The sequence below is a fragment of the Sphingobium yanoikuyae genome (assembly GCF_013001025.1).
Classification (GTDB): Bacteria; Pseudomonadota; Alphaproteobacteria; order Sphingomonadales; family Sphingomonadaceae; genus Sphingobium; species Sphingobium yanoikuyae_A.
Window position 1 is genome coordinate 3,327,077 of the sequence record NZ_CP053021.1, and the last position, 23,017, is coordinate 3,350,093.

Here is a 23,017-nt window from a genome sequence, read left to right on the forward strand (position 1 = left end):
GCACTCTCTTTCGCACCCCGGCCCCACGCGCGAACCTGTCGCGTTGGCGTGACCCTCGTGTCGCGTGCCTGTCGCTTCACTGGCGCGTGGCAGGCGCAATTCGCCGGAATCGACGCAATTTAGCCCTGCGACACTGTGAACTTCGGTCTGTCGCGTCGCGGGGCGGCGATTCAGCTTGCCGGCTTGGGCTTCAGCATCGGTTCGATGCCCAGCGTCTTGGGGATGGTGCCGATGGTCGTGCGCAGCTTGGCATAACGGCTGTCCATGCAGCCCGACTGGAAATCGAGCCGGGTCGGTTTCGCCCCCTTTCCCCAACCGCGCGTCCATTCGATCGTGTAGCTGGGCATGTCGGTGGCGAAGCGGGTGCAATTTTCGCCCTGGGCGATGCGCTTTGCCGTGCCGGTCGCCGGCTTCCACGGGGCAAGGCCGGTGCGCAGTTGGCGATATTGCGCGGCGCTGACGGTGAAGCGGGTCGGACCGGGGACGGAGGTGAAGCGCTCGGGCTCCAGCAGGCCCGAGCCATCGGGCGTCACCGTGAGCGTATAGGCGGGACAGGCGCCAAAGCAGCGACCGGCGGTAAAGCGGATCGTGTCGCCGGCGGCTGTCGGCGGCTCCAGCTCCACCTTCTCCCGGTCGGTCACGCATCCCGCCAGCGCCAACATCGCAACCGGCCCCATCATCATCGCTCTCTTCATGGCGCCCCTCTTATCGCAACTTTTGGCGGATGGCACTGGCATGACGCGCATCCCGGCGCTATCCCCCGCCACCTGACCGCTTCGGAGTAGAATATTATGCGTCCTTCCGGCCGCGCGCCCGACCAGATGCGCGACATCACCATGGAACCCGGCTTCACCATCCATGCCGAGGGCTCGTGCCTCGTCAGCTTTGGTGACACCCGTGTCCTCTGCACCGCCTCGATCGAGGAAAAGGTGCCTCCCTTCCTGCGCGGCAAGGGTTCGGGCTGGGTCACGGCCGAATATGGCATGCTGCCCCGCGCCACCCACACCCGCGGCAGCCGTGAGGCGGCCAAGGGCAAGCAGTCGGGCCGCACCCAGGAAATCCAGCGGCTGATCGGCCGCTCGCTGCGCACCGTCGTCGACCTCAAGAAGCTTGGCGAGCGCCAGATCGTGATCGACTGCGACGTGATCCAGGCCGATGGCGGCACCCGCACCGCCGCTATCTCGGGCAGCTGGGTTGCGCTGCGCATCGCCGTCGACAAGCTGCTCGCCTCGGGCGCGCTCAGCGAAGACCCGATCATCCAGAAGGTCGCGGCGATCAGCTGCGGCATCTATGAAGGCACGCCGGTGCTCGACCTCGACTATGCCGAGGACAGCAATGCCGAGACCGACGCCAACCTGATCCTGACCGGCGACGGCAAGTTCGCCGAAGTGCAGGCCACGGCCGAGGGTGCGGCCTATGACGAGGAAGAGCTGCTCCGCCTGCTCCGCCTCGCCCGCATCGGCTGCGCCAAGATCTTCGCCGCGCAGGATGTGGCGACGGGTCGGTAATTGAAATCCGTTCGCTTCGAGCGAAGTCGAGAAGCAGATAGCGCATTCGTGCGTTTCTCGACTACGCTCGAAACGAACGACACAGGGTAGAGCCAGATGAGCGACGACTATGGACAGGAACAGGCGATCCGCAAGCTGAAGCCCGGCAAGCTGGTGATCGCCAGCCACAATGCCGGCAAGGTGCGGGAAATCGCCGCCCTGCTCGGCCCCTACGGGATCGAGCCGATCTCCGCCGCGTCGCTCGACCTACCCGAGCCGGAGGAGACCGGCACCACCTTCATCGCGAACGCCGAGCTGAAGGCGATGCAGGCCGCCGACCTCTCCGGCCTGCCCGCCTTAGCCGACGACAGTGGCCTGTGCGTCGAGGCGCTGAACGGCGATCCGGGCCTCTTCTCCGCCCGCTGGGCCGGGCCGGACAAGGATTTCGGCATGGCGATGCAGAAGGTGTGGGACGGGGTGCAGGCCAAGGGGCCGGACGCCGGCCATGGCGCCCATTTCATCTGCGCCCTCGCCCTCGCCTGGCCCGACGGCCATGTCGAGGCGTTCGAGGGCCGGGTCGACGGCCTGCTGGTCTGGCCGCCGCGCGGGGCAAATGGCTTTGGCTATGACGCGATGTTCCAGCCGCTTGGCCACGACATCAGCTTCGGCGAGATGGCCCCGGACGCCAAGCACGCAATGAGCCACCGCGCCGACGCCTTCGCCCAGTTGGTGAAAGCGGTGATCTGATCGGATGGGGGGCGGTCCCGGCCGCCCCTATTCCTCGCCGCCCGCCAGCACCGGCGCCGCATCCAGCGGCCCCATGCCGAACATGTTGCCGGCGGGATAATAGCGGCAGACGAGATAGTCGAAGCTGCGGCCCTCGGCCAGCGCGCAGCCAACCGACCGGGTGCCGCGCCAGATGATCTGGGTATAATGGGCGACATCCTGCCAGCGGCCGGTGGTGCTGAAATTGGGCATCTTGCCCGCCCGACGGAAATAGCGCCGTTCATTGAGGAAGGCGCCGACCATCACCTCATAATCATAGAGGCCGCGACTTCCCATCCACAGATTTTCGCCACTCGGCACCGCGCGGGTCGCGCGCGGGCTATGGGCAAAGATGTTGGTCCGCGCCATCTGCCGCGCATAACGCGCCGCATCCGCCGCCAGCGTCCGGTCCCAGGCAAGCGGGGTCAGGCCCCAGCGACTGCGCTCGTCATTATGCATGCCCAGGACCACGTCCTGCAGCAGCCCATCGTCGCGATCGGCCTCTTCCATGCCATATTGTTCGGCCGGGCTTGGCGCACGCCGCTCAGGCGCTGCCTGCCCCTTTCCACCGAAAATCCCCAGCATCATGGCGGCCGTCGCAACGGCCAGCCCCCATTTCCACCCGCGCATCGTCTTTATTCTTTCGACCCGATAACCCGCGCCTCTCCCCCGGCCCGGCCGGTTCGGAACGCGATGCTGCGGCTAAACGCCCGATCGTGTGAAGCAGGGATGAATAGTCCGGCACAGGCGATCGCCTGTCCACGTCACTCCGACGAAACGGGTCGCAGCTTCGCCGAATCGATATGCCAGCGCCGCTGCGCGGCCGATGCCCCGTCGACATCATTGACGCGCCGCACGACATAGGTGCCGGCAAAATGCTGGCGCGTGCCATCCGTCAGCTCCGCGTCGATCGTCACCGGCACCGGCTGGTAGACGGAGCCCGCACCCGCATCGCCCGGCGTCATCCGGCCGATCGTCACATGGGTCGCCCGAGTGGCGGCAAAGCCGGCCTGGAATCTCTCCATCGTCTGCCCTGCCGGCCCATCTTCGCCCCACTGGCTCCAGGCGGTGCCATAGTCGCGCGCGTTGATCGCCGCATAATAACGCTGCACCACGGCCGCCGCGGCTGCCATGCTCCTGGGTTCGGGCGTGCATCCCGCCATCGGCTCGCCCTGGCCGTCGAACAGCGCGCAACTGCGCGCAATCTCATCCTCGATCATCGCACAGCTATTGGCGGCATTGCAGGGCGGATGAGTGGCGGGCGACACGCTGATGCACAGCTTCACGCGGCGCTCGGCCGCTGCCGCGCCGATCTCGGCGGCGCAGGACAGGGGCGTCAGGTCGGCCTGGCTGGATCGGGGGGCCGGTGCCTTGTCTAGCTGGGCGGCGGTGGTGGAGGTATTTTCGGGCGTGGTAGGCGCAGCGCCCTGATTATCGGGCGTCGGGGAGGGTGAACCGCACGCGGCCAGAGCCAGCAGCGCGATCGTCATGCTGATGCAGGCCCATGGCCTTGTTCTTGAAACGGGCTGCATTTTTCCTCCCCCCTTTTGCCGACTGCGCTTCAAGGCATAATCGACAGAGAGGAAAAATGATCCGCCTGGGATAAGGTCTTCAGCCCTGCCAGCCGCCAAAGTCGCGATCGAACGGGCTCATGCCATACACATTGCCGGCCGGATAATAGCGGCAGACCAGATAATCATATTGGGCGCCTTCGCCCAGCGCGCAACCGACCCGACGGGTGCCGCGCCAGATCATCTGGGTATAGTGGCCGACATCTTCCCAATTGCCGGTCGTGCTGACATCGGGGAAGCGGGCCTTGAACACGAAGGCGCGGCGTTCGTCCATGAAGGCGTCGAGCATGGCGGTATAGCCATAGGCCCGGTGCGTCCCCATCCACAGATTTTCGCCAATTTCCTCGTCGCGTTCACCGCCGTGCGAATGGCGGAACTGGTTGGTATGCACCATCTGGCGCGCATAGCCGGCCGCATCGGCGGCCAGGCGATCATCCCAGGCCAGCGCAGGCACGCCCAGCGACTGGCGCTCGCGATTATGCACATCCATCACCACCTGGCGCAGCATCGCGTCGGAACGCGGCGCCGGCTGGATATTATAATAATTCCACACGTCGCGATTGACCGAAGCCGATGCCGGTGCGACCGCCCCTGCGATCATCCCGCCGAAAAGCATCAGTGCAGCCGCTAGCGGGCCGCGCTGAACGCGTCTAAAGATATGTCCACTCATGTCACCCGAAGTCCTTCTCGCCCCACCGGCTTTCACCGAGGCTCTTGGCCTATATGTTCATTGGCCATTTTGTGTTTCGAAGTGTCCTTACTGCGATTTTAACAGTCATGTGCGCGACCGGATCGACGCCGATGCGTGGCAGGCTGCGCTGCTCGCCGACCTTGCCCATGAGGCGAAAAAAACCGGCCGGCGACCGCTCCGTTCGATCTTCTTTGGCGGTGGCACGCCGTCGCTGATGCCGCCCCGCATCGCCGCTTCCCTGATCGAGGCGGCGGAAAGACATTGGGGCTTTTCCAACGACATAGAGATCACGCTTGAGGCCAACCCGAACTCGGTGGAAGCCGCGCGTTTCGGCGATCTGGCGGCCGCCGGGATCAACCGCGTGTCGCTCGGCCTGCAGGCGCTCGACAATGATGCCCTGGCCTTCCTGGGGCGGGCCCATGACGTCGATGAAGGGCTGGGCGCACTCGACACGGCTCGTCGCATTTTTGACCGGGTGAGCTTCGATCTCATCTACGCGCGCCCCGGCCAGAGCGAATCGGACTGGGAAGCGGAGCTGGCACGCGCCCTCTCCTTCGGCACCGGCCATTTGTCGCTCTATCAGTTAACGATCGAGCCGGGCACGCGCTTCGCCACGCTCGCCGCGCAGGGCAAGCTGACACCGGTCGACCCGGATCATGGCGCCACCCTTTATGAGCTGACCCAGGCGATGACGGCGGAGGCCGGCATCCCTTCCTACGAGATCAGCAACCATGCCCGACCGGAACAGGAAAGCCGCCACAACCTCATCTACTGGCGCTATGGCGACTATGTCGGCATTGGCCCCGGCGCCCATGGCCGCCGCGGCGGCATGGCGACATTGCGCCACAAGAAGCCGGAAAACTGGATGAGCGCGGTCGATCGCAACGGCAACGGCCTGCAACAGGAAGTGCCGCTGCAGGCCGAGGACAAGGCGCGCGAGGCGCTGCTGATGGGATTGCGTCTGGGCGAAGGGGTCGATCTGGCCCGGATCGCCGGCCTCTCGGGCCTGCCGATCGGCGCGCTGGTGGATGATCGGGCGATCGACCGGATGAATGATCTGGGGCTGGTCTGGCGAACCGGCAACCGGCTTCAGGTCAGCCCGGCGGGCATGTTGCTGCTCGACGCCATCCTGCCCGAAGTGGTGGCGGTCTAAAAAGCCTCAGTCCGGATTGCGATCGAGGTCGGCCAGTTCCTGGTCAATGTCGCGCAGTGCCTCGGCCCGATCGCTTTCCGGCATGCGGCTGGCGGCGATCTGGGCACGGGCGGCGGTCAGCCCGGCGCGCGCGGCATTGCGCCCTGCCCGTTCGGCATTGCGGGACATGCGCTCGGCATCGCGGGCGTTCAGCATGGCGATCCGCTCCGCCTTGCGGGCCTGCGCCTCGATCGCCCGCTCGCAGATGCGCACCCGGATGTTGCGGCGGCCATTGGCATCGACAAATTCGCGATGGCTGGTGACCTTGTCACCCTCGCAGCCTTCGCGCACGTCGACCACCGGCACCATGCGGGCAATCTCCGCCTCGGTCGGGATGCGATGGGTTTCAACCCGGCCATTGGCATGGGTGACGATCACCCGTCCCGGCTCGCTGCGCACCGTCACCGGCGGCACGGGCGGGACCGGCGGAACCGGGGGCACGATGTCGGCGGCCGGAACCGGCGGCACGGGCGGTGCAGGCGGCACGCGATCGGCATGGGCGACCGGCGCGGGCGCTGCCGCCGGCACGGGCGCGGCGGCGGGAACCGGCGCGGCCTGCGGCAGGGCCTCCCGCGCCGATACGGGCTGCGACACCAGGTTGGTCAGCTTGGCGAAATCGGCCTGATCGACCTTGTCGGTGATCGCCGCCATCTGCTGCGCGGCGCGGCTGCCCGACGCGGTAAGGGCCAGGCCCGTGGCAACGACCATGGCGACGGCGGCCATGCCCCAACTGATGCGCTTCAACGATGTTTCATGGCTCGAAAGCATTTTCAGCCTCCCCTTGAGCGTGGTGATGCGGGTGAGATGGCAGGCGCCGGCAAATTGGCGACCACCGGCGGCCTTCAATATGGCGCGGCCATAGGCATGGGCCTGATCCTGGCCGTAGAGCGAGAGGACGCGCGCGTCGCAGGCGGTTTCCTGATCGGCGCGATAGGCGCGATAGGCGATCCAGGCGACCGGATTGCACCAGTGCAGCGCCAGCAGCAGCAGCGCGACCATGTTGGCGGCCAGATCGCCGCGCTCATGATGGGCGCGTTCATGGGCGATCGCCATATCCTGCTCCTGCGCATCATAGCGCAGCCCGAAATCGGCCGGCAGGACAATATAGGGCCGGAAAATACCGAAGGCGAGCGGCCCCGATGCCTGCGGACTGGTGATCAGGCGGATGCGCCCTTCCTCGCCGAGCGGCGTCGATCCGGCCAATATGTCGCGGCGAAACCGGGCATAGCCGATCGCCTGCACGACCAGGAACAGGACGACGCCCAGCGCCCACAGGCCGATCGCCATTTCCAGCCAGGGGATGTTTGTCGCGGCCGCCTGTGCCGCGGGCGATGGCGCGATCTCCAGCAGCGCCGGCAGGCCCGCCTGGTCCACGACATTATGCAGCGGCGAAGGCGCGGCAACCTCGCGCGGAAGCGTTGGCAACAGCATGCGGGCCAGCGGCAGCAGCCACAGCCAATAGGCCGCCCCCGCCCCCAGCCAGCGCGCCACCGGGCGTCGCAACATCATCACCATCGCCATCAGCAGGGTCGTGGCGATCAGCGTTTCGGCCATCCAGACGCTCATGATTTCAACCCCTTCAGGATTTCCTCAAGCTCCGCGATATCATCCGCGCTCAACTGGTCCTGGCTCGCCAGCTGGGCGACCAGGGGAGAGATGCGACCGCCGAACAGGCGATTGACCAGCCGGCCGGACTCGCTCGCCACATAATCCTCGCGCGCCACCAACGGGCGATAGAGGAAGCGGCGGCCATCCTGGTCGGCGGCGATCACCTCCTTGGCCATCAGCCGCGACAGCAAGGTCTTGACCGTCTGCAGGCTCCAGTCGCGTTCGGCGGTGACGCGATCGGCGACGTCATTGGCGGTTGCCGGCGCCTGTTCCCACAGCGCTTCCATCACCACCAGTTCCGCTTCGCTGATCTTCTCGCTCACTGCCTGATCCCGACCCTGTTCCGACTCTCCAACTACAGATGTAGTCGCATCGATTACGGATGTAGTCAATCAGGAAAGCGGCTCGGCCCAAATGGCTTTTCGACGAAAGTGTCGGGCGACCTTACAAACGACAGCGGACGACTGGCGGCGTTAACCCTTGAACCATGCACGAACGCGTGGCTTTCCACTTCTGGCACGCTGGATGCTTCTCTTCCCACATACCCACCGTTCAACTACCCGGGGGATGCCGGCACGGTCTCCGCAGGCATCCCCCACCCGGTGGCCGCTCCCAAAGCTTTCACAGACCTTATCGCCAGCCGGACTTGCAGCACATTGAACCGTCCCTGGCCGGCTTCATATGCACGCACTGCAGACAAGAAAAAGGGCGGCCCGACCAGCGGACCGCCCCATGATCTTTCGCCCTGAGCCAACGATCAGTTCGCCGCAGCGACGCCGTTGTCGGTCATCAGCTGCTGAAGCTCGCCGGCCTCGTACATTTCCATCATGATGTCGCTGCCGCCGACAAATTCACCCTTCACATAGAGCTGGGGAATGGTCGGCCAGTCGGAGAAGGTCTTGATGCCCTGGCGAACCGCCTGGTCCTGGAGCACGTCCACCGTCTCGTAATTCACGCCCAGATGCTCCAGGATCGCGATCGCGCGGCTGGAAAAGCCGCACTGGGGGAAGAGCGGCGTGCCCTTCATGAAGAGCACCACGTCATTACCGTTGACGATGTCGGCGATCCGCTGCTGCACGGCGTCGGTCATTTCACTGGGTCCAATTCTCTTGTCTGGCGTCGCCGCGCGGCGGCACGCATATGTCGCTATGGCGGTTAGTTGGGAACGGCGGTGGTCAGTTGCAAGGCGTGAAGCACCCCGCCCATGCGTCCGCCCAGCGCCGCATAGACTGCGCGCTGCTGCGCCACCCGAGTCATCCCACGAAAGCTCTCGGACACGACCTTCGCCGCATAATGATCGCCGTCGCCGGCAAGGTCGGTGATCTCGACCTGCGCATCCGGGATCGCGGTCTTGATCATCTCGGCAATATCGTCTGCTGCCATCGGCATGGCGATACCTGCCTTACTGCGCTTCGATGAACATGCGGCGGGCGATCACCGCCTGCTCGTCGAGCGCGGTGCGCACGCCGGCTTCGTCGATGTCGAGGCCGGCCTGGGTCATGTCGCCCAACAGCTTGCGGATGACATCCTCGTCGCCCGCTTCCTCGAAATCGGCCTGCACGACGGCCTTGGCATAGGCGTCGGTTTCCTCAGGGGTCAGGCCCATCTTCGCGGCCGCCCATTCGCCCAGCAGGCGGTTGCGGCGCGCCTGGATGCGGAACTGCATCTCCTGGTCGTGCGCGAACATATTTTCAAATGCGCGCTCGCGGTCGTCGAAAGTGGTCATGCGTGAAGCCCTGTTGAAATGCGTCTGTCGCGTTCAGAGATAGGCGGAACCGCGCCTTTAGGCAACGGCCGGCACCAGCCAGGGGCGCAAAGCGGCATCCTTCGCCTCGAACGCGTCGATCACATCCGCCTCGTCCAGGGTCAGGCCGATCTCATCCAGGCCGCCCAGCAGGCAATGCTTGCGGAACGGGTCGATCTCGAAGCTGAAGCGATCCTGATATTGGGTGGTAACGCTCTGCTGCTCCAGATCGACATGGATCGGGTCAGTCTTGGCGACTTCCATCAGCCGGTCGATCGCCTCCTGCGGCAGCACCACGGTCAATATGCCGTTCTTGAACGCATTGCCCGAGAAAATGTCGGAAAAGCTCGGCGCGATCACCACCTTGATGCCCAGATCGCCCAGCGCCCAGGCGGCATGTTCACGGCTGGAGCCGCAGCCGAAATTGTCGCCCGCGATCAGAATCGGGCTGCCGGCATATTCGGGATCGTCAAAGACATTGCCCGGTTCCTTGCGCAGCACCTCGAACGCGCCCTTGCCAAGGCCGGCGCGCGAAATCGTCTTGAGCCAATGCGCCGGGATGACGATGTCGGTGTCGACATTCTTCATCCCGAACGGATAGGCTCGGCCGTCAACGGTAGTCAGCTTGTCCATCAGTGCGCCCGCTTCGCCTCCACCGCGGGACCGTCCTCAGCGCGGCCCAGCGTCGCGGCCATCGCCGCACTGGCCAGCGCGCCCAGCGCCAGCACCCAGAATACCTTCTTCATGCGACCATCCCCTCTTTTTCACCCATCAATGCGCGCACATCGGTCAGCCGGCCGGTCAGCGCCGCAGCCGCCGCCATTTCCGGCGAGACCAGATGCGTGCGCGATCCCGGACCCTGGCGGCCCATGAAATTGCGGTTGCTGGTCGATGCGCAGCGTTCGCCGGCCGGCACCTTGTCCGGATTCATGCCCAGGCATGCCGAACAGCCCGGCTCGCGCCATTCGAAACCGGCGTCGAGGAAGATGCGGTCCAGCCCCTCGGCCTCGGCCATGCGCTTGACCAGGCCCGATCCCGGCACGACCATCGCATGCTTGATGCCGGCGGCGATATGCCGCCCTTTCAGCAGGCCGGCGGCGGCGCGCAGATCCTCGATCCGGCTGTTGGTGCAGCTGCCGATGAAGACATGCTCGATCGCGACATCTTCCATCTTCTGCCCTGCGGACAGGCCCATATAGTCGAGCGACTTCTGCGCGGCGGCGCGCTTCGACGCATCGGCGAAGCTTTCCGGATCCGGCACCACGCCGGTCACCGGCACGACATCCTCGGGGCTGGTGCCCCAGGTGACGTTGGGGACGATGTCGGCCGCGTCGATAACGACGGTCTTGTCGAACACCGCGCCTTCATCCGTGTGCAGCGTCTTCCACCAGGCGACGGCCGCATCCCAGTCGGCGCCCTTGGGCGCCATCGGACGGCCCTCGATATAGGCGAAGGTCTTGTCGTCCGGCGCGAACAGGCCGGACCGGGCGCCCGCCTCGATCGACATGTTGGCGACGGTCAGGCGGCCCTCGATCGACATGTCGCGGAACACCGACCCGCGATATTCCATGACATAGCCGGTGCCGCCGGCGGTGCCGATCGTGCCGCAGATTGCCAGCGCCACATCCTTGGGGGTGACGCCATAGCCCAGCTCACCCTCGACCACGACCTGCATGGTCTTCGACTGCTTCAGCAGCAGCGTCTGGGTCGCCAGCACATGCTCGACCTCGGACGTGCCGATGCCGAAGGCCAGCGCGCCCAGCGCGCCGTGCGAGCTGGTATGGCTGTCGCCACAGACCAGAGTGGTGCCCGGCAGGGTGAAGCCCTGTTCCGGGCCGACGACATGGACGATGCCCTGTTCCGGGTCCGCGTCACCGATCAGGCGCACGCCGAACTCCGGCGCATTGCGTTCCAGCGCGGCAAGCTGCTGCGCGCTTTCCGGGTCGGCGATCGGGATGCGATGCCCCTCGGCGTCGCGGCGCGGCGTGGTCGGCAGATTATGGTCGGGGACAGCAAGGGTCAGGTCGGGCCGGCGCACCTTGCGCCCGGCAAGGCGTAGGCCTTCAAACGCCTGCGGGCTCGTCACTTCATGCACGAGGTGACGATCGATATAGATCAGGCAGGTTCCATCGGGACGCCGTTCAACGACATGCGCGTCCCAGATCTTCTCATAGAGGGTGCGTGGCTTAACCATGGTCCCCTCCCCCTAGACCCGTAAGACGCCAGGGGAAAGGGGGAGAAACAGGCCTTGCGATAGAAAATGTGCGTTTTTCGCAAGGCTGAAGCAATAATGTTACGCCGCGCGATAATCCTCGACCACGCGGCCGACCGCCGCCAGCTCCGCCTCATGGCCCTCCTCGCGCCAGGTTTCGGCCAGCGCCGCCTGTTCCCATTCGCGCATCGCGGGATGGGCCAGCATGGTTTCGACCCAGCCGCGCGCGATCGGCCCAACGTCCAGGCCATAGCTGCGCACCCGGAAGGCGACCGGCGCATAGAAGGCGTCGAGCGCGCTGAACTCCGCGCCGACCAGATAGGGCCCGCCAAAGCGCGCCAGTCCCTGCTCCCAGAGTTCGCGCAGCCGGGCGATATCCTTGTTCAGCGCCGGCTCGATCAGGTTCAGCTCCACCCGCACCCCGACATTCATGGTGCAGGTCGATCGCAGCGCGGAAAAGCCGCTGTGCATTTCCGCCACCGCACACTGGGCAAAGGCCCGCGCATCGGCATCGGCAGGCCAGACGCCCGCATGCCGGTCGGTCAGATAGAGAAGGATGCCGAGCGAATCCCAAACCGTGCGATCACCATCGATCAACGCCGGCACCTGTCCCGTCGGCGAAAAGCTGCGAAAGGCGCTGTAATTGACCGGCGCGGCAAAGGGCTCGATGCGATCGACGAAATCGATCCCCAGCCCCTTCATCAGCAGCCAGGGCCGCAGCGACCAGCTCGAATAATTCCGGTTGGCGGTGATGAGCGTATAGGCCATCGATCAATCTCCCCTGTGCGTGGTGCGCGTCCCCTTAGCGCAACGGGGAACCGCCCGACAGGCGGAACGATCCACGGGTCTGACAAGCTCAGCTTATCAGGCAGGATTAAGAAGCTCGGCATGCCCCTGACGAGCGAGTGGGAAGCGGACCGGTTGCTTACCCTCTCCCGTTCGCGGGAGAGGGAGGGCCCCGCGCCATAGGCGTGGGAGGGTGAGGGCCTTCTGAAACAAGCGCCCCTCATCCAACTTCGCCTAGCCGGCTTTACCGGCAAGGCTTTCTATCCTTCTATCCTTCTCCCGCCAGCGGGAGAAGGAATGAGCGCTTCTGATCGGTTGCGGCTGGACGGCTTTCGGCACCCTGATTTCGATCTGCTGGGCAACACGAACGGGTGGATCAGGGGACGGCCATTTTTATGCCGTCATCCCCGCGGAGGCCGGGATCCATCTCACCAGCGTGGGACCAGATGCAAGGTCAGGAGATGGATTCCCGCCTACGCGGGAATGACGAATAAGGGTGGATTTTAGTCAGTCAGCTTTTGGAGACATTACCGGCGATAGCTGGCGCTCCGCGAAGAAAAATCGACCGGTAGCAATCGCCCCATTAGCGGACGTTGACTGATTCAGCGTTCGGTTTAGAGTTCCCGAATGACAAAAATGGAACGAGCGCGCAGCGTCCTCGCGAAAGCCGTTGAAGTGCTGTTTTTTATGGTCGCGGGCGCTTGGTTCTTGATCTGGTATATTGACCTGATGGAACCGACGCTTGCTCCCCACGTCAAGCATCTGGGCCGCGCCATAGGTCCTGTGTTCTGGATTCTGTTGATATTCCAAAACTACCTTAACAGTAGCAGTCGAAATGGATCGGATGCGCCTGAAAACTTACCTCCACGTTTGAGTGGCGTTTTTGTGGTTCTGGCCGTCGGGTTAGCGTCGGCGTTTCTCTTCTGGCGATCGTCGGGTGAAGGTAGTCTTGTGCTTGCGGGCGTAACGGCAGGCGCAACCGTCATCGTGGCGGGGCTTGTATGGCGTTTTGCAACCAAGCACGCTTCGGATATCGGAGAAGCTCGATTTGCTCCGAGTGGGCTTAAGGACACGCCTGCAAACGGCGGCTAACTATCAGATTTCGTGATTCAGCCCTCCAAATGACATCTGAATGAATGGCTGGTTTCAGGGATGCGGATCATTCTGGGAATGACGAACAATGGTCGCTTCCAGACCGACAGCTATCCCTCCCTTCCGCCCCTGCTCTTTCCTACACAGGGCATTTTCTGTTCTATCCTGCCGGATGGACCAACCTCTTCGCCCGCCGCGACTGCCCGGCGCTCTCGCCGCCAATGGACGCCCGATCGTCAGCGCCGCTTCCTCGCCGCGCGGCTCGAAACCGGCAATATCAGCCATGCCGCGCAGATGGTCGGCATGTCCCGCTCCAGCGCGCACCGGCTGCGCGATCGGCTCGCGGGCACCGGCTTCGACCGCTGCTGGGCCAATGCGCTGGCGCTCCACGCCGCCCGCCGGGCTGATCCGCTCGCGCCGATCCGCCGACATAAGGGGCCGATCGGTCGGTAAATGTCGCCCGGCTGTCGCCTGACTGTCGCGTCGCTGTCGCTTCGGTGTGACCCCAGTGTCGCTTCAGTGTCGCTCCACTGTCGCTCCACTGTCGCTTCACCGGCGCGCGACAGGCGCGTTGTCGCCAAAATCGCCCCGAAATCACGACGCATGACGGTGTGAACTTTCAACTGTCGCGTCATTTCCTCCTCGCCCCTAGAGCGATTTCCAAGCAATCGGCATCGATTGCCGATTAAGAAATCGCGGTAAAACAAATAATAGCCAAGCCCTTGCAGGCGCGGCACTAAGGCGACCCCGACGGGCGGGCGACCGTTCGTGCCAGGGCCAGAACAGGGAGCATTTCGTGAACCGACGCCAATTTCTCACCACCAGCGGCGCCACGGCGCTGGCCGCATCCGCCCCGCGCGCCTTTGCGCAGCCGGGATCGCAGGATGCCCGCCTGCGCGCCATGCTGGACGGCTTCTTCTATGAGCGGCTGGACGACAGCCCGGAACAGGCGACCCGCCTCGGCCTCGATACCGGTGCCCGCGCGGCGCTGCGCGGCAAGCTCAGCGACACCAGCGCCGCCGGCGCGGCGCGCGACCTCGCCCGGACCAAGACGCAGGCGAAGCAACTGGCAGGCCTGGACCGCGCGGCGCTCAGCCCGGCCAGCCAGCTCGACTATGATGTCGTCGCCTATCAGCTCGACCGCGCCGTGGGTGGCGAGCGTTTCGCCTATGGCGAGACGGCGGGCCGCTATGCGCCCTATATCCTGAGCCAATTGACCGGCTCCTATCGCGAGACGCCCGACTTCCTCGACAGCCAGCACCGGGTGAAGGACGCGGCCGATGCCGACGCCTATCTGGCGCGTTTGGAGGCCTTCCCCGTCAGCATGGATGGCGAGCTGGAGCGACAGAAGGCGGACGCGGCCAAGGGCGTGTTCGCGCCCGACTATATCCTCGACACCACCATGAAGATGCAGGCGGCGCTGCGCGACCAGCCCGCCGCGCAGACCGTGCTGGTGGCGAGCTTCGCCAAGAAGCTGGCCGCCGCCGGCCTGTCACCCGAACGCGCGGCGCAGGCGGAAAGGATCGTCGCGGAGAAGGTCTTCCCCGCGGTCGATCGCCAGCGTGCGCTGGTGCAGCAGCTGCGCGCCAAGGCGGTGCATGACGCCGGCTGCTGGCGCCTGCCCGATGGCGAGGCCTTCTATGCCGCCGCCGCCGAAGCCGCGACCACGACCCGGCTGACCGGCGACGAGATCCACCAGATGGGCCTGGATCAGGTCGCCAGCATCTCGTCGCGGATCGACGCGATCCTGAAGGGCGAAGGGATGAGCCAGGGCAGCGTCGGCGACCGTCTGGTCGCGCTCAACAAGCGCCCCGACCAGCTCTACCCCAATACCGATCCGGGCCGCGAGGCGCTGCTGGCGCAGCTCAACAGCCAGATCAAGGCGATGCAGGCGCGGCTGGGCGAGGCGTTCAACACCGTGCCCAAGGCGCCGGTCGAGGTGCGCCGCGTGCCGGTCACGATCCAGGCGGGCGCGCCGGGCGGCTATTATCAGAACGCCTCGCTCGACGGGTCGCGGCCGGCCATCTATTTCATCAACCTGCGCGACACGTTCGACCGGCCCAAGTTCGGCCTCGCCACGCTGACCCATCATGAGGCGGTGCCGGGCCACCATCTGCAGGTGACGGTAGCACTGGAATCGGATTCGATTCCCATGATCCGCCGCCGCGGCTTCTACAGCGGCTATTCCGAAGGCTGGGCGCTCTATTCCGAGCAGCTCGCCGACGAGATGGGCATGTACAAGGGCGATCCGCTGGGCCAGGTCGGCTATCTCCAGTCGCTGCTGTTCCGCGCCACCCGGCTGGTGGTTGACAGCGGCATGCACGCCAAGCGCTGGAGCCGCGAGAAGGCGACCGATTACCTCATCGCCACCACCGGCATCGCGCGCGGCCGCAGCCAGGGCGAGATCGACCGCTACACCGTCTGGCCGGGCCAGGCATGCAGCTACAAGATCGGCCATACGGTGTGGAACGACCTGCGCGAGCAAGTGAAGACGGCGCAGGGGGACAAGTTCGACCTCAAGCAGTTCCACGAAGTGCTGACGCTGGGCGCGATGCCGCTCGACATCTTGAAGCAGGCCGTGCGCCAGCGGGCGGGGATCGCCTGACACAACCGCCGTTCGTTTCGAGCCTGTCGAGAAACGAGGGCACTGCGCTACGCACTTCTCGACTTCGCTCGAAGCGAACGGAGCAGAGTGGGCGAAATTAAAAAAAAACGGCCCGGTGGTGCGCCACCGGGCCGTCGAGGGTCCTTCCACCCAAATCGCGAAGGGAGTGTCGAATTCCCCGCGAACTGGCTGTCTTCACGGCCCCGGCCGCGAAACTCCAATCTTCCATGCTTGTTACGCTTGCGGAACCCATCTTCCCGGCGAGCATCGGGATATCGCCGGGAAGATGGGGCGCCTGCGGTCAAGTCCAACTCGTCATTCCCGCGAAAGCGGGAACCCATCTCCCAACGCTGGTTCCTGACGCGGGGTCGGGAGATGGATCCCCGCTTTCGCGGGGATGACGGGATAGGGCTTAGGCCGCGAACTGGTTCCCCCTGCGGCCTTTAGGCCGCAAACTGATTCATCGTGTTGTGGGTGCCTCCGGCCTTGAGCGCGGCTTCGCCGGCGAAATATTCCTTATGGTCGTCGCCAATGTCGGAGCCGGCCATATTCTGGTGCTTCACGCAGGCGATGCCCTGACGGATTTCCTGCCGCTGCACGCCCTTGACGTAACCCAGCATGCCGGCCTCGCCGAAATATTCCTTCGCGAGATTGTCGGTGCTGAGCGCCGCCGTGTGATAGGTCGGCAGGGTGATGAGATGGTGGAAAATACCCGCCTCGCGCGCCGCGTCCTTCTGGAAGGTGCGGATGCGTTCGTCCGCTTCGATGCCGAGGTCGGTGGCGTCATAGTCCGCGCTCATCAGCCTCGCCCGGTCATAGGCGCTGACATCCTTGCCGGCCGCTTCCCAGGCGTCGAACACCTGCTGGCGGAAGTTCAGCGTCCAGTTGAAGCTGGGCGAGTTATTATAGACCAGCTTGGCATTGGGGATCACCTCGCGGATGCGGCTGACCATGCCGCCGATCTGGCCGATATGCGGCTTTTCGGTCTCGATCCACAGCAGGTCGGCGCCGTTCTGGAGCGCGGTAATGCAGTCGAGGACACAGCGATCCTCGCCGGTGCCGGCGCGGAACTGGTACAGGTTCGACGGCAGGCGCTTGGGCTTCATCAACTGCCCATCGCGGCTGATGAGGACGTCACCATGGCCGATCGCGCCTGCATCGACCGGATCGCAATCGAGGAAGCCATTATACAGGTCGCCGATGTCGCCCGCTTGCCGGGTGAAGGCGATTTGCTTGGTCAGGCCCGCGCCCAGCGAGTCGGTGCGCGCGACGATCACGCCATCGTCGATCCCGAGTTCCAGGAAGGCGTAGCGGACCGCCCGGATCTTCGCGAGGAAGTCCTCATGCGGGACCGTGACCTTGCCGTCCTGATGGCCGCACTGTTTTTCGTCCGAGACCTGATTTTCGATCTGGATGCAGCAGGCGCCGGCCTCGATGAACTTCTTGGCGAGCAGATAGGTCGCCTCCGCATTGCCGAAGCCGGCGTCGATGTCGGCAACGATCGGGACGATATGGGTTTCGTAATTGTCGATCTGCTGCTGGAGCTTGGCGGCCTTGACCTCGTCGCCTTCCGCGCGGGCCTTGTCGAGATCGCGGAACAGGCCGCCCAGCTCGCGGGCGTCGGCCTGGCGCAGGAAGGTGTAGAGCTCCTCGATCAGCGCGGGGACGCTGGTCTTTTCATGCATCGACTGGTCGGGCAGCGGGCCGAACTCGCTGCGCAGCGCCGCGACCATCCAGCCCGAGAGATAGAGGTAGCGGCCCTTGGTGGTGCCGAAATGCTTCTTGATGGAGATCATCTTCTGCTGGCCGATAAAGCCGTGCCAGCAGCCCAGCGACTGGGTATAGTTGGCCGGATCGGCATCATAGGCGGCCATGTCGGCACGCATGATCTTCGCGGTATAGCGGGCGATGTCGAGGCCGCTCTGGAACCGGTTCTGCAGGCGCATGCGGGCGACGGATTCGGGCGCGATGCCGTCCCAATGGCCCTGGCCGCCGATCAGCGTGTCGGCCTTCGCGATTTCACTTTGATAGGTCATGTCGTCATTCCCTTGGGGTGAGCTGCAAGAAAGAATGACAGCGAAGTAGACACAGGAAATGGGGTGCGGCACCCCTGCCAAAGTCCAGTTGTCGATCTTTACAAAAATCTGCTGTAAAGTTGTAAAGAGCGTACAGGAGTCGGTGTCATGGCCAAGGATCGTCCCGTCTATATGGGGCCGCGATTGCGGCGGCTGCGGCGCGAGCTGGGCCTGACCCAGGCGGACATGGCCAATGATCTGGAGATCAGCGCCTCCTATGTCGCGCTGCTGGAACGCAATCAGCGACCGCTGACCGCCGACATGCTGCTGCGCCTCGCCCGCACCTACAAGCTGGACATGGCGGAGGTGGCGGGCGACGGCGGCGCGGAACAGACGGCGCGGCTGCAGGCGGTGCTGAAAGACCCGATGTTCGCCGATATCGACCTGCCGCAACTGGCGACCGGCGATGTCGCGGTCAATTATCCGGGCATTACAGAGGCTTTGCTGCGGCTCTATACCAGCTATCGCGAGGAGCATCTGGCGCTGGCGGACCGGGGGGCGGAGGCGGAGCCGCAGGAGGATGGCGCCGATCCGGTGGCGGAGGCGCGGCGCTTCATCGCTGCGCGGCGCAACAGCTTTCCGCTGCTCGACGATGCGGCCGAGAAGCTGGCGGCGGAAGCGGAGGCAGAGGGTGGCTTGTCGGGCTGGCTCAAGGCGCGGCACAATTTACGGGTGCGGCGATTGCCGTCGGACGTAATGGCAGGATCGATGCGGCGGCTCGACCGGCATCGCGACGCAGTGCTGCTGGACGATGCGCTGGACGGCGCCAGCTCGGCCTTTCAACTGGCGTTGCAGATCGCCTATCTGGAGATGCGCAAGGGCTTCGATACGCTACTGAAGGACGGACAGTTCGCCAGCGAGAGCGGGCGGCGGCTCGCCCGGCGGGCGCTGGCCGGCTATGGCGCGGCGGCGATCCTGATGCCCTATACCGCCTTCGCCAAGGCGGTGGAGGCCAGGCGCTATGATGTCGAGGCGCTGGCCCGGCAGTTCGGCGTCAGCTTCGAGCAGGCGGCGCATCGGCTGACCACGCTGCAGAAGCCGGGACAGGAGCGCGTCCCCTTCTTCTTCCTGCGGGTCGATCCGGCCGGCAATGTCTCCAAGCGGCTGGACGGGGCGGGCTTTCCCTTTGCCCGCCATGGCGGTTCCTGCCCGCTCTGGTCGGTGCATCGCGTATTCGAGACGCCGCGCGAGGTGGTGACGCAATGGCTGGAACTGCCCGACGGCCAGCGTTTCTTCTCGATCGCGCGCACCGTGACCGCCGGCGGCGGCAGCTGGGGCGCGGCCAAGGTGGAGCGGGCGATCGCACTGTGCTGCGCGGCCGACCATGCCCATCGGCTTGTCTATAGCCAGGATGCGCCGCCGCCCGCACCGACGCCGATCGGCGTCACCTGTCGCCTGTGCCACCGCAGCCAGTGCATGGCCCGGTCCGCCCCGCCGATCGGCCGCGACATGCTGCCCGACGACTATCGGCGGACGCGGGCGCCGTTCGGCTTTGCCGATGGTTAGGCAGATGAGGCGCTTACCTGTCTCCGTTCGTTTCGAGCTTGTCGAGAAACAAAGCGGAACGGCTAGGTCGGCGCTTACCGCTTCTCGACAGGCTCGAAGCGAACGGATGGGGATAGGCCCTGATGGATGAGGAAATGCCACCGATGGAGCCATCGCCGAGCCTCTCGAAGCGATCGCTGGTGATTGCCGGGCTGTCGACCATCGTCGAATGGTATGACTTCACCCTCTATCTCTATCTCGCCACCTTGTTGTCGCGCATCTTCTATGGTGGCGGCGCGGCAGGCGTGGGGCATGTGCTGGCGGGCTTTGCGGTCGCCTATCTGATGCGGCCGCTGGGCGCGATCATCTTCGGCCATATCGGCGATCGCCATGGCCGGCGGCCGACCATGTTGCTGTCGATGGCGCTGATGAGCGCAGCGATGCTGGCGACCGCGCTGCTGCCGACGCAGGCGCAGGCCGGGGCGACGGCGGGCTGGCTGCTGCTGGCGCTGCGCTGTGTCATGGCCTTCTCGGTCGGGGGCGAATATACCGGCGTCGTCGCCTATCTGCTGGAAGGCGCGCCGCCCGGCCGGCGGGGCCTCATCACATCCCTGGCATCGGCGGCGAGCGAGGTCGGCGGGCTGCTGGCAGTGGCGCTGTCCGCCCTGACCGTGGCGCTGCTGGACGAGGCGACGCTGGCCGACTGGGGCTGGCGCATTCCCTTTCTGGTCGGCGCAGGGTTGGCGGCGCTCATCCTGCTGGCACGGTCGCGGATCGAGGAATCGCCCGATTTCCTGGCGCAGCGGGCGAGGGGCAGCATCCCGGCCCAGCCCCTGCGCCTCAGCCTGCGCGCCTATCGACCGGCGATCGGCCGCGGCTTTGCCATTTCGGCGCTGGGGTCGATCACCTATTATGTCGGCATCGTCTATGTGCCGAGCTTCCTGATCGGGACTGGCCGCATGGGCGAGGCCGATGCGCTGACACTCTCGACGCTGGCGGCACTGGTGGTGATATTGGTGACGCCGCTGGTCGGGGCCTTGTCCGACCGGATCGGGCGGCGGCCGGTGCTGGTCGCGCTGGCGCTCGCCGGCGTGGCGCTGCCGGCCCTACTCTTTGCCCTGATGGCGCAGGGCAGCGCATTGGGCGGCGCGCTGGTCGGCGCGATCCTACTGGCTGCGCTGGGCGGGGCGGTGAGCGCGGTCGGCGCCGTGACCACGGCCGAGCAATTTCCCGGCGAAGGGCGGCTGAGCGGCCTGGCCTTTGGCGCCACCGGCGCGACGGCGCTGTTCGGCGGCCTCACCCCCTATTTGTCGCACCAGCTGACACAGGCAAGCGGATGGGCGTCCGCGCCCGGATGGCTGATCGCGATCGTGGCGCTCGGCGTATTGCCGGTGCTATGGCGCCTGCCCGAAAGCGCGCCAAAGCGACAACAGCCCTGCTGAGCCCCCTTCCCGCACGTCCCTCTCTCCGCTAGCGCATGCGCCACAAAAGAAAGGGGAGCATCCTTAATGCGTTTGACGATTTCGCTGGCCGCGCTCGCGCTGGCCATCATGCCCATGGCCGTCCAGGCCCAGGACGGGGACAAGAAGAAGGATGAGGCACCGGCCGTTGAGGCCGGCGTGCCCGCCCCCAATGTCTCGGTCACCCATCATAAAGGCGTGTTTGGCGGCAAGGCGATCAGCTACACCGCGACCACCGGCGAAACCTATCTGAAGGACAAGGACGGCAAGCCGCTCGCGGCGATCTATGCCACCGCCTATGTCAAGGATGGCGGCGACAAGAAGCGGCCGATCACCTTCCTCTATAATGGCGGCCCCGGCTCGGGCTCGCTCTGGCTGCACATGGGCGCCTTCGGCCCCAAGCGCGTGGTGCTCCCCGACGCACAGGATGACGGCGCGCCGCCCTATCCGCTGATCGACAATGCGGAATCGCTGCTCGACGTCACCGACCTCGTCTTCATCGATCCGGTCGGCACCGGCTTTTCCCACGCCATCGGCAAGAAGGATCCCAAGGATTATTGGGGGGTGTCGGCCGACGCCAAGTCGATCGCCGACTATATCCGCCTGTGGCTCAATGAGAATGGCCGCTGGTCCTCGCCGAAGTTCATCGGCGGCGAAAGCTATGGCACCACCCGTTCGGTCGCGCTCATCAACGAGCTGGAGGGCAGCTATAATGACGTCGCGGTCAACGGCATCATCCTGATCTCGTCGATCCTCGACTTCGGCGCATCGGCCGAGGTGCAGGGCAATGAAATGCCCTATATCCTCAACCTCCCCTCGATGGCGACGACCGCCTGGTATCACAAGAAGATGGGCAATCCGCCCGCGACCGTCGCCGAAGCCGCCCAGCAGGCACGCGCCTTCGCGATCGGCCCCTATGCCGCCGCGCTGCTCAAGGGCAACCAGCTGTCGGACCAGGAACGCGCCAGCGTCCGCACCGAACTGGCCCGCCTCACCGGCCTGTCGGAGCAGTTTGTCGACCATGCCGAACTGCGCATTTCGCCCGGCCGTTTCTACAAGGAATTGCTGCGCGATCGCGGGGTGAGCATCGGCCGCCTCGACACGCGCTATACCGGCAAGGATTATGATGCGGCCGGCGAAGAGCCGGACAATGATCCCAGCTTCTACGCGATCGACGGCGCCTATACCGCGGCGATGAACAGCTATGCCCGCGACGAGCTGAAGTACAAGACCGACCGCAGCTATGTGACGATCGGCGGGGTCAGCGGCTGGGACTGGAAGCTGCAGGGCCAGCGCGGCCGCGACAGCGAAGTTTACGCCAGCGTCGCCCCCTATCTCAGCAAGGCGCTGCGCGAGAATAGCGGGCTCAAGGTGTTCGTCGGCCAGGGCTGGTATGATTTCGCCACCCCCTTCTTCGGCGCCGAATATGCGATGAGCCGAACCGGCTTCGATCCCGCGCGGATCGAGTATCATTATTATGATGCCGGCCACATGATGTATGTCCGCCCCGACGACCTGCGCAAGCTGAGCGCGGACATCCGGGCGTTCATCAACGCGCGCTGACCATAGCGCCGGCCACGATTGATAACAGTTGATAAAGCGCCTAGATTGCCACTCCGAAAGGATATCGGATGATTAGCGCGGATCTGGGCAAGCAACTGGAAGCCTTCGTGGCCGGCCTGGTCGAAACCGGCCGCTACAACAGCAAGAGCGAGGTGTTGCGCGAAGGCGTGCGCCTGATCCAGGAACGCGAGACGAAGCTCGCCGCGCTGGATGCCTCTATCGGCCGAGGACTGGCCGATGCGGATGCCGGCCGCACCAGCGACGCCGCTTCGGTGTTCGATCGCCTTGAGGCGAAATACCGCGCCGTTCCATGAAGGTCGAACTGTCCGCGGAAGCGGAATGTGACCTAGTGGCGATCGCCGATCATATCGCACGGGATAATCCGCCCCGCGCCCTGACTTTCCTGCGCGAACTGCGCGACAATTGCCTTGGCCTCGCTTCCTTCCCGGAGGCCTTTCCTTTGGTCGAACGCTATGCCGATCTGGGCATAAGGCGGCGCGTCCATGGCCGCTATCTGATCTTCTATCGGGTCGAACCTGATCGCGTCATTGTGCTGCATGTCCGTCATGGTGCCAGCGATTACCTCCCCCTGCTCGACCCGGACTAAGTTCCGCGCAAAGCCGTAACAATCCCCCTTTAACGCCCGTAAAATCCCCTTATGCTCCTGCCCAGCAAGGGAGA

Annotated in this window: 24 protein-coding genes; 11 read left to right on the forward strand and 13 right to left on the reverse strand. The window is 65.1% G+C overall.

Translation table 11 applies throughout. The features are described from left to right. Positions 1–170 precede the first annotated feature (170 nt). On the reverse strand, positions 171–695 hold the full coding sequence (locus HH800_RS16190; RefSeq protein WP_206379179.1) for a DUF6438 domain-containing protein: 525 nt from the start codon (positions 693–695) through the stop codon (positions 171–173). A gap of 96 nt (positions 696–791) precedes the next feature. Here HH800_RS16190 and rph point away from each other — a divergent pair, with 96 nt between their 5' ends. Continuing rightward, positions 792–1,508, forward strand: a complete 717-nt coding sequence (gene rph / locus HH800_RS16195) for a ribonuclease PH (protein WP_004210935.1) — start codon at positions 792–794, stop codon at positions 1,506–1,508. A 96-nt stretch (positions 1,509–1,604) separates the two neighbouring features. Beyond that, positions 1,605–2,234 carry an RdgB/HAM1 family non-canonical purine NTP pyrophosphatase gene (gene rdgB / locus HH800_RS16200; RefSeq protein WP_169861690.1) on the forward strand — a complete coding sequence of 210 codons (630 nt, stop codon included), beginning with the start codon at positions 1,605–1,607 and terminating at the stop codon, positions 2,232–2,234. Positions 2,235–2,261: 27 nt separating this feature from the next. Here rdgB and HH800_RS16205 read toward each other — a convergent pair whose 3' ends face one another. From HH800_RS16205 to HH800_RS16215, 3 genes are all read right to left on the reverse strand, one after another. Continuing rightward, positions 2,262–2,882: a CAP domain-containing protein gene (locus tag HH800_RS16205; RefSeq protein WP_169861691.1), complete on the reverse strand. Its 621-nt coding sequence runs from the start codon at positions 2,880–2,882 to the stop codon at positions 2,262–2,264. Between the two features lie 134 nt (positions 2,883–3,016). Then, complete coding sequence (locus tag HH800_RS16210; protein ID WP_169861692.1) at positions 3,017–3,742, reverse strand: hypothetical protein; 726 nt, start codon at positions 3,740–3,742, stop codon at positions 3,017–3,019. Positions 3,743–3,863: 121 nt separating this feature from the next. Continuing rightward, positions 3,864–4,439: a CAP domain-containing protein gene (locus HH800_RS16215; protein ID WP_010337592.1), complete on the reverse strand. Its 576-nt coding sequence runs from the start codon at positions 4,437–4,439 to the stop codon at positions 3,864–3,866. 52 nt (positions 4,440–4,491) lie between these two features. Here HH800_RS16215 and hemW point away from each other — a divergent pair, with 52 nt between their 5' ends. Then, a complete protein-coding gene (gene hemW / locus HH800_RS16220) occupies positions 4,492–5,667 on the forward strand; it encodes a radical SAM family heme chaperone HemW (protein ID WP_169861693.1) in 1,176 nt (391 codons plus the stop codon). Between the two features lie 6 nt (positions 5,668–5,673). Here the strand turns inward: hemW and HH800_RS16225 are convergent, their stop codons facing one another. The 8 genes from HH800_RS16225 to HH800_RS16260 all read right to left on the reverse strand — a co-directional run bounded on the left by HH800_RS16225 (position 5,674) and on the right by HH800_RS16260 (position 12,038). Next, a complete protein-coding gene (locus HH800_RS16225) occupies positions 5,674–7,272 on the reverse strand; it encodes a M56 family metallopeptidase (protein ID WP_169861694.1) in 1,599 nt (532 codons plus the stop codon). Beyond that, entirely contained in the window at positions 7,269–7,637 is a 369-nt protein-coding gene (locus tag HH800_RS16230) for a BlaI/MecI/CopY family transcriptional regulator (RefSeq protein ID WP_004210924.1), read from the reverse strand. Before HH800_RS16230 ends, HH800_RS16225 begins: the two co-directional genes overlap by 4 nt. Positions 7,638–8,071: 434 nt before the next feature. Then, positions 8,072–8,404, reverse strand: coding sequence for a Grx4 family monothiol glutaredoxin (gene grxD / locus HH800_RS16235; RefSeq protein WP_004210908.1), 333 nt, complete (start codon positions 8,402–8,404; stop codon positions 8,072–8,074). Between the two features lie 65 nt (positions 8,405–8,469). Then, entirely contained in the window at positions 8,470–8,703 is a 234-nt protein-coding gene (locus HH800_RS16240) for a BolA/IbaG family iron-sulfur metabolism protein (protein WP_037510601.1), read from the reverse strand. A gap of 13 nt (positions 8,704–8,716) precedes the next feature. Further along, positions 8,717–9,040: a DUF1476 domain-containing protein gene (locus tag HH800_RS16245; protein WP_004210904.1), complete on the reverse strand. Its 324-nt coding sequence runs from the start codon at positions 9,038–9,040 to the stop codon at positions 8,717–8,719. Positions 9,041–9,097: 57 nt separating this feature from the next. After that, entirely contained in the window at positions 9,098–9,691 is a 594-nt protein-coding gene (gene leuD, locus HH800_RS16250) for a 3-isopropylmalate dehydratase small subunit (RefSeq protein WP_004210902.1), read from the reverse strand. Between the two features lie 109 nt (positions 9,692–9,800). Beyond that, positions 9,801–11,252 carry a 3-isopropylmalate dehydratase large subunit gene (gene leuC, locus HH800_RS16255; RefSeq protein ID WP_169861695.1) on the reverse strand — a complete coding sequence of 484 codons (1,452 nt, stop codon included), beginning with the start codon at positions 11,250–11,252 and terminating at the stop codon, positions 9,801–9,803. A gap of 99 nt (positions 11,253–11,351) precedes the next feature. After that, positions 11,352–12,038 carry a glutathione S-transferase family protein gene (locus HH800_RS16260; protein ID WP_169861696.1) on the reverse strand — a complete coding sequence of 229 codons (687 nt, stop codon included), beginning with the start codon at positions 12,036–12,038 and terminating at the stop codon, positions 11,352–11,354. A gap of 645 nt (positions 12,039–12,683) precedes the next feature. Between HH800_RS16260 and HH800_RS16265 the strand changes: the two genes are divergently transcribed. The 3 genes from HH800_RS16265 (at position 12,684) to HH800_RS16275 (ending at position 15,753) form a co-directional block, all read left to right on the forward strand. Next, positions 12,684–13,148, forward strand: coding sequence for a hypothetical protein (locus tag HH800_RS16265; RefSeq protein ID WP_169861697.1), 465 nt, complete (start codon positions 12,684–12,686; stop codon positions 13,146–13,148). 165 nt (positions 13,149–13,313) lie between these two features. Further along, entirely contained in the window at positions 13,314–13,601 is a 288-nt protein-coding gene (locus tag HH800_RS16270; protein ID WP_169863353.1) for a LysR family transcriptional regulator, read from the forward strand. A gap of 343 nt (positions 13,602–13,944) precedes the next feature. Continuing rightward, a complete protein-coding gene (locus tag HH800_RS16275; protein WP_169861698.1) occupies positions 13,945–15,753 on the forward strand; it encodes a DUF885 domain-containing protein in 1,809 nt (602 codons plus the stop codon). Positions 15,754–16,196: 443 nt separating this feature from the next. Here the strand turns inward: HH800_RS16275 and HH800_RS16280 are convergent, their stop codons facing one another. Further along, positions 16,197–17,789 carry an isocitrate lyase gene (locus HH800_RS16280; protein ID WP_169861699.1) on the reverse strand — a complete coding sequence of 531 codons (1,593 nt, stop codon included), beginning with the start codon at positions 17,787–17,789 and terminating at the stop codon, positions 16,197–16,199. Positions 17,790–17,936: 147 nt separating this feature from the next. On the opposite strand from HH800_RS16280, the gene HH800_RS16285 reads away from it, so the two are divergent. From HH800_RS16285 to HH800_RS16305, 5 genes are all read left to right on the forward strand, one after another. Further along, the gene (locus tag HH800_RS16285) at positions 17,937–19,334 is read left to right on the forward strand and encodes a helix-turn-helix domain-containing protein (RefSeq protein ID WP_169861700.1); all 1,398 of its coding nucleotides are present in this window, start codon (positions 17,937–17,939) and stop codon (positions 19,332–19,334) included. 122 nt (positions 19,335–19,456) lie between these two features. Then, positions 19,457–20,755, forward strand: coding sequence for an MFS transporter (locus HH800_RS16290; RefSeq protein WP_169861701.1), 1,299 nt, complete (start codon positions 19,457–19,459; stop codon positions 20,753–20,755). 66 nt (positions 20,756–20,821) lie between these two features. Then, on the forward strand, positions 20,822–22,336 hold the full coding sequence (locus HH800_RS16295) for a S10 family peptidase (protein ID WP_169861702.1): 1,515 nt from the start codon (positions 20,822–20,824) through the stop codon (positions 22,334–22,336). Between the two features lie 68 nt (positions 22,337–22,404). Continuing rightward, entirely contained in the window at positions 22,405–22,650 is a 246-nt protein-coding gene (locus tag HH800_RS16300; RefSeq protein WP_037517932.1) for a type II toxin-antitoxin system ParD family antitoxin, read from the forward strand. Beyond that, complete coding sequence (locus HH800_RS16305; RefSeq protein ID WP_169861703.1) at positions 22,647–22,943, forward strand: type II toxin-antitoxin system RelE/ParE family toxin; 297 nt, start codon at positions 22,647–22,649, stop codon at positions 22,941–22,943. Before HH800_RS16300 ends, HH800_RS16305 begins: the two co-directional genes overlap by 4 nt. The last annotated feature ends 74 nt before the right edge of the window (positions 22,944–23,017 follow it).

Bases quoted from the DNA above. Each gene is read 5' to 3' on its own strand.
- HH800_RS16190 (WP_206379179.1), bottom strand. From the start codon at position 695: ATGAAGAGAGCGATGATGATGGGGCCGGTTGCGATGTTGGCGCTGGCG.
- rph (WP_004210935.1), top strand. From the start codon at position 792: ATGCGTCCTTCCGGCCGCGCGCCCGACCAGATGCGCGACATCACCATG.
- rdgB (WP_169861690.1), top strand. From the start codon at position 1,605: ATGAGCGACGACTATGGACAGGAACAGGCGATCCGCAAGCTGAAGCCC.
- HH800_RS16205 (WP_169861691.1), bottom strand. From the start codon at position 2,882: ATGCGCGGGTGGAAATGGGGGCTGGCCGTTGCGACGGCCGCCATGATG.
- HH800_RS16210 (WP_169861692.1), bottom strand. From the start codon at position 3,742: ATGACGATCGCGCTGCTGGCTCTGGCCGCGTGCGGTTCACCCTCCCCG.
- HH800_RS16215 (WP_010337592.1), bottom strand. From the start codon at position 4,439: ATGCTTTTCGGCGGGATGATCGCAGGGGCGGTCGCACCGGCATCGGCT.
- hemW (WP_169861693.1), top strand. From the start codon at position 4,492: ATGTCACCCGAAGTCCTTCTCGCCCCACCGGCTTTCACCGAGGCTCTT.
- HH800_RS16225 (WP_169861694.1), bottom strand. From the start codon at position 7,272: ATGAGCGTCTGGATGGCCGAAACGCTGATCGCCACGACCCTGCTGATG.
- grxD (WP_004210908.1), bottom strand. From the start codon at position 8,404: ATGACCGACGCCGTGCAGCAGCGGATCGCCGACATCGTCAACGGTAAT.
- HH800_RS16240 (WP_037510601.1), bottom strand. From the start codon at position 8,703: ATGCCGATGGCAGCAGACGATATTGCCGAGATGATCAAGACCGCGATC.
- HH800_RS16245 (WP_004210904.1), bottom strand. From the start codon at position 9,040: ATGACCACTTTCGACGACCGCGAGCGCGCATTTGAAAATATGTTCGCG.
- leuD (WP_004210902.1), bottom strand. From the start codon at position 9,691: ATGGACAAGCTGACTACCGTTGACGGCCGAGCCTATCCGTTCGGGATG.
- leuC (WP_169861695.1), bottom strand. From the start codon at position 11,252: ATGGTTAAGCCACGCACCCTCTATGAGAAGATCTGGGACGCGCATGTC.
- HH800_RS16260 (WP_169861696.1), bottom strand. From the start codon at position 12,038: ATGGCCTATACGCTCATCACCGCCAACCGGAATTATTCGAGCTGGTCG.
- HH800_RS16265 (WP_169861697.1), top strand. From the start codon at position 12,684: ATGACAAAAATGGAACGAGCGCGCAGCGTCCTCGCGAAAGCCGTTGAA.
- HH800_RS16280 (WP_169861699.1), bottom strand. From the start codon at position 17,789: ATGACCTATCAAAGTGAAATCGCGAAGGCCGACACGCTGATCGGCGGC.
- HH800_RS16285 (WP_169861700.1), top strand. From the start codon at position 17,937: ATGGCCAAGGATCGTCCCGTCTATATGGGGCCGCGATTGCGGCGGCTG.
- HH800_RS16290 (WP_169861701.1), top strand. From the start codon at position 19,457: ATGGATGAGGAAATGCCACCGATGGAGCCATCGCCGAGCCTCTCGAAG.
- HH800_RS16295 (WP_169861702.1), top strand. From the start codon at position 20,822: ATGCGTTTGACGATTTCGCTGGCCGCGCTCGCGCTGGCCATCATGCCC.
- HH800_RS16300 (WP_037517932.1), top strand. From the start codon at position 22,405: ATGATTAGCGCGGATCTGGGCAAGCAACTGGAAGCCTTCGTGGCCGGC.
- HH800_RS16305 (WP_169861703.1), top strand. From the start codon at position 22,647: ATGAAGGTCGAACTGTCCGCGGAAGCGGAATGTGACCTAGTGGCGATC.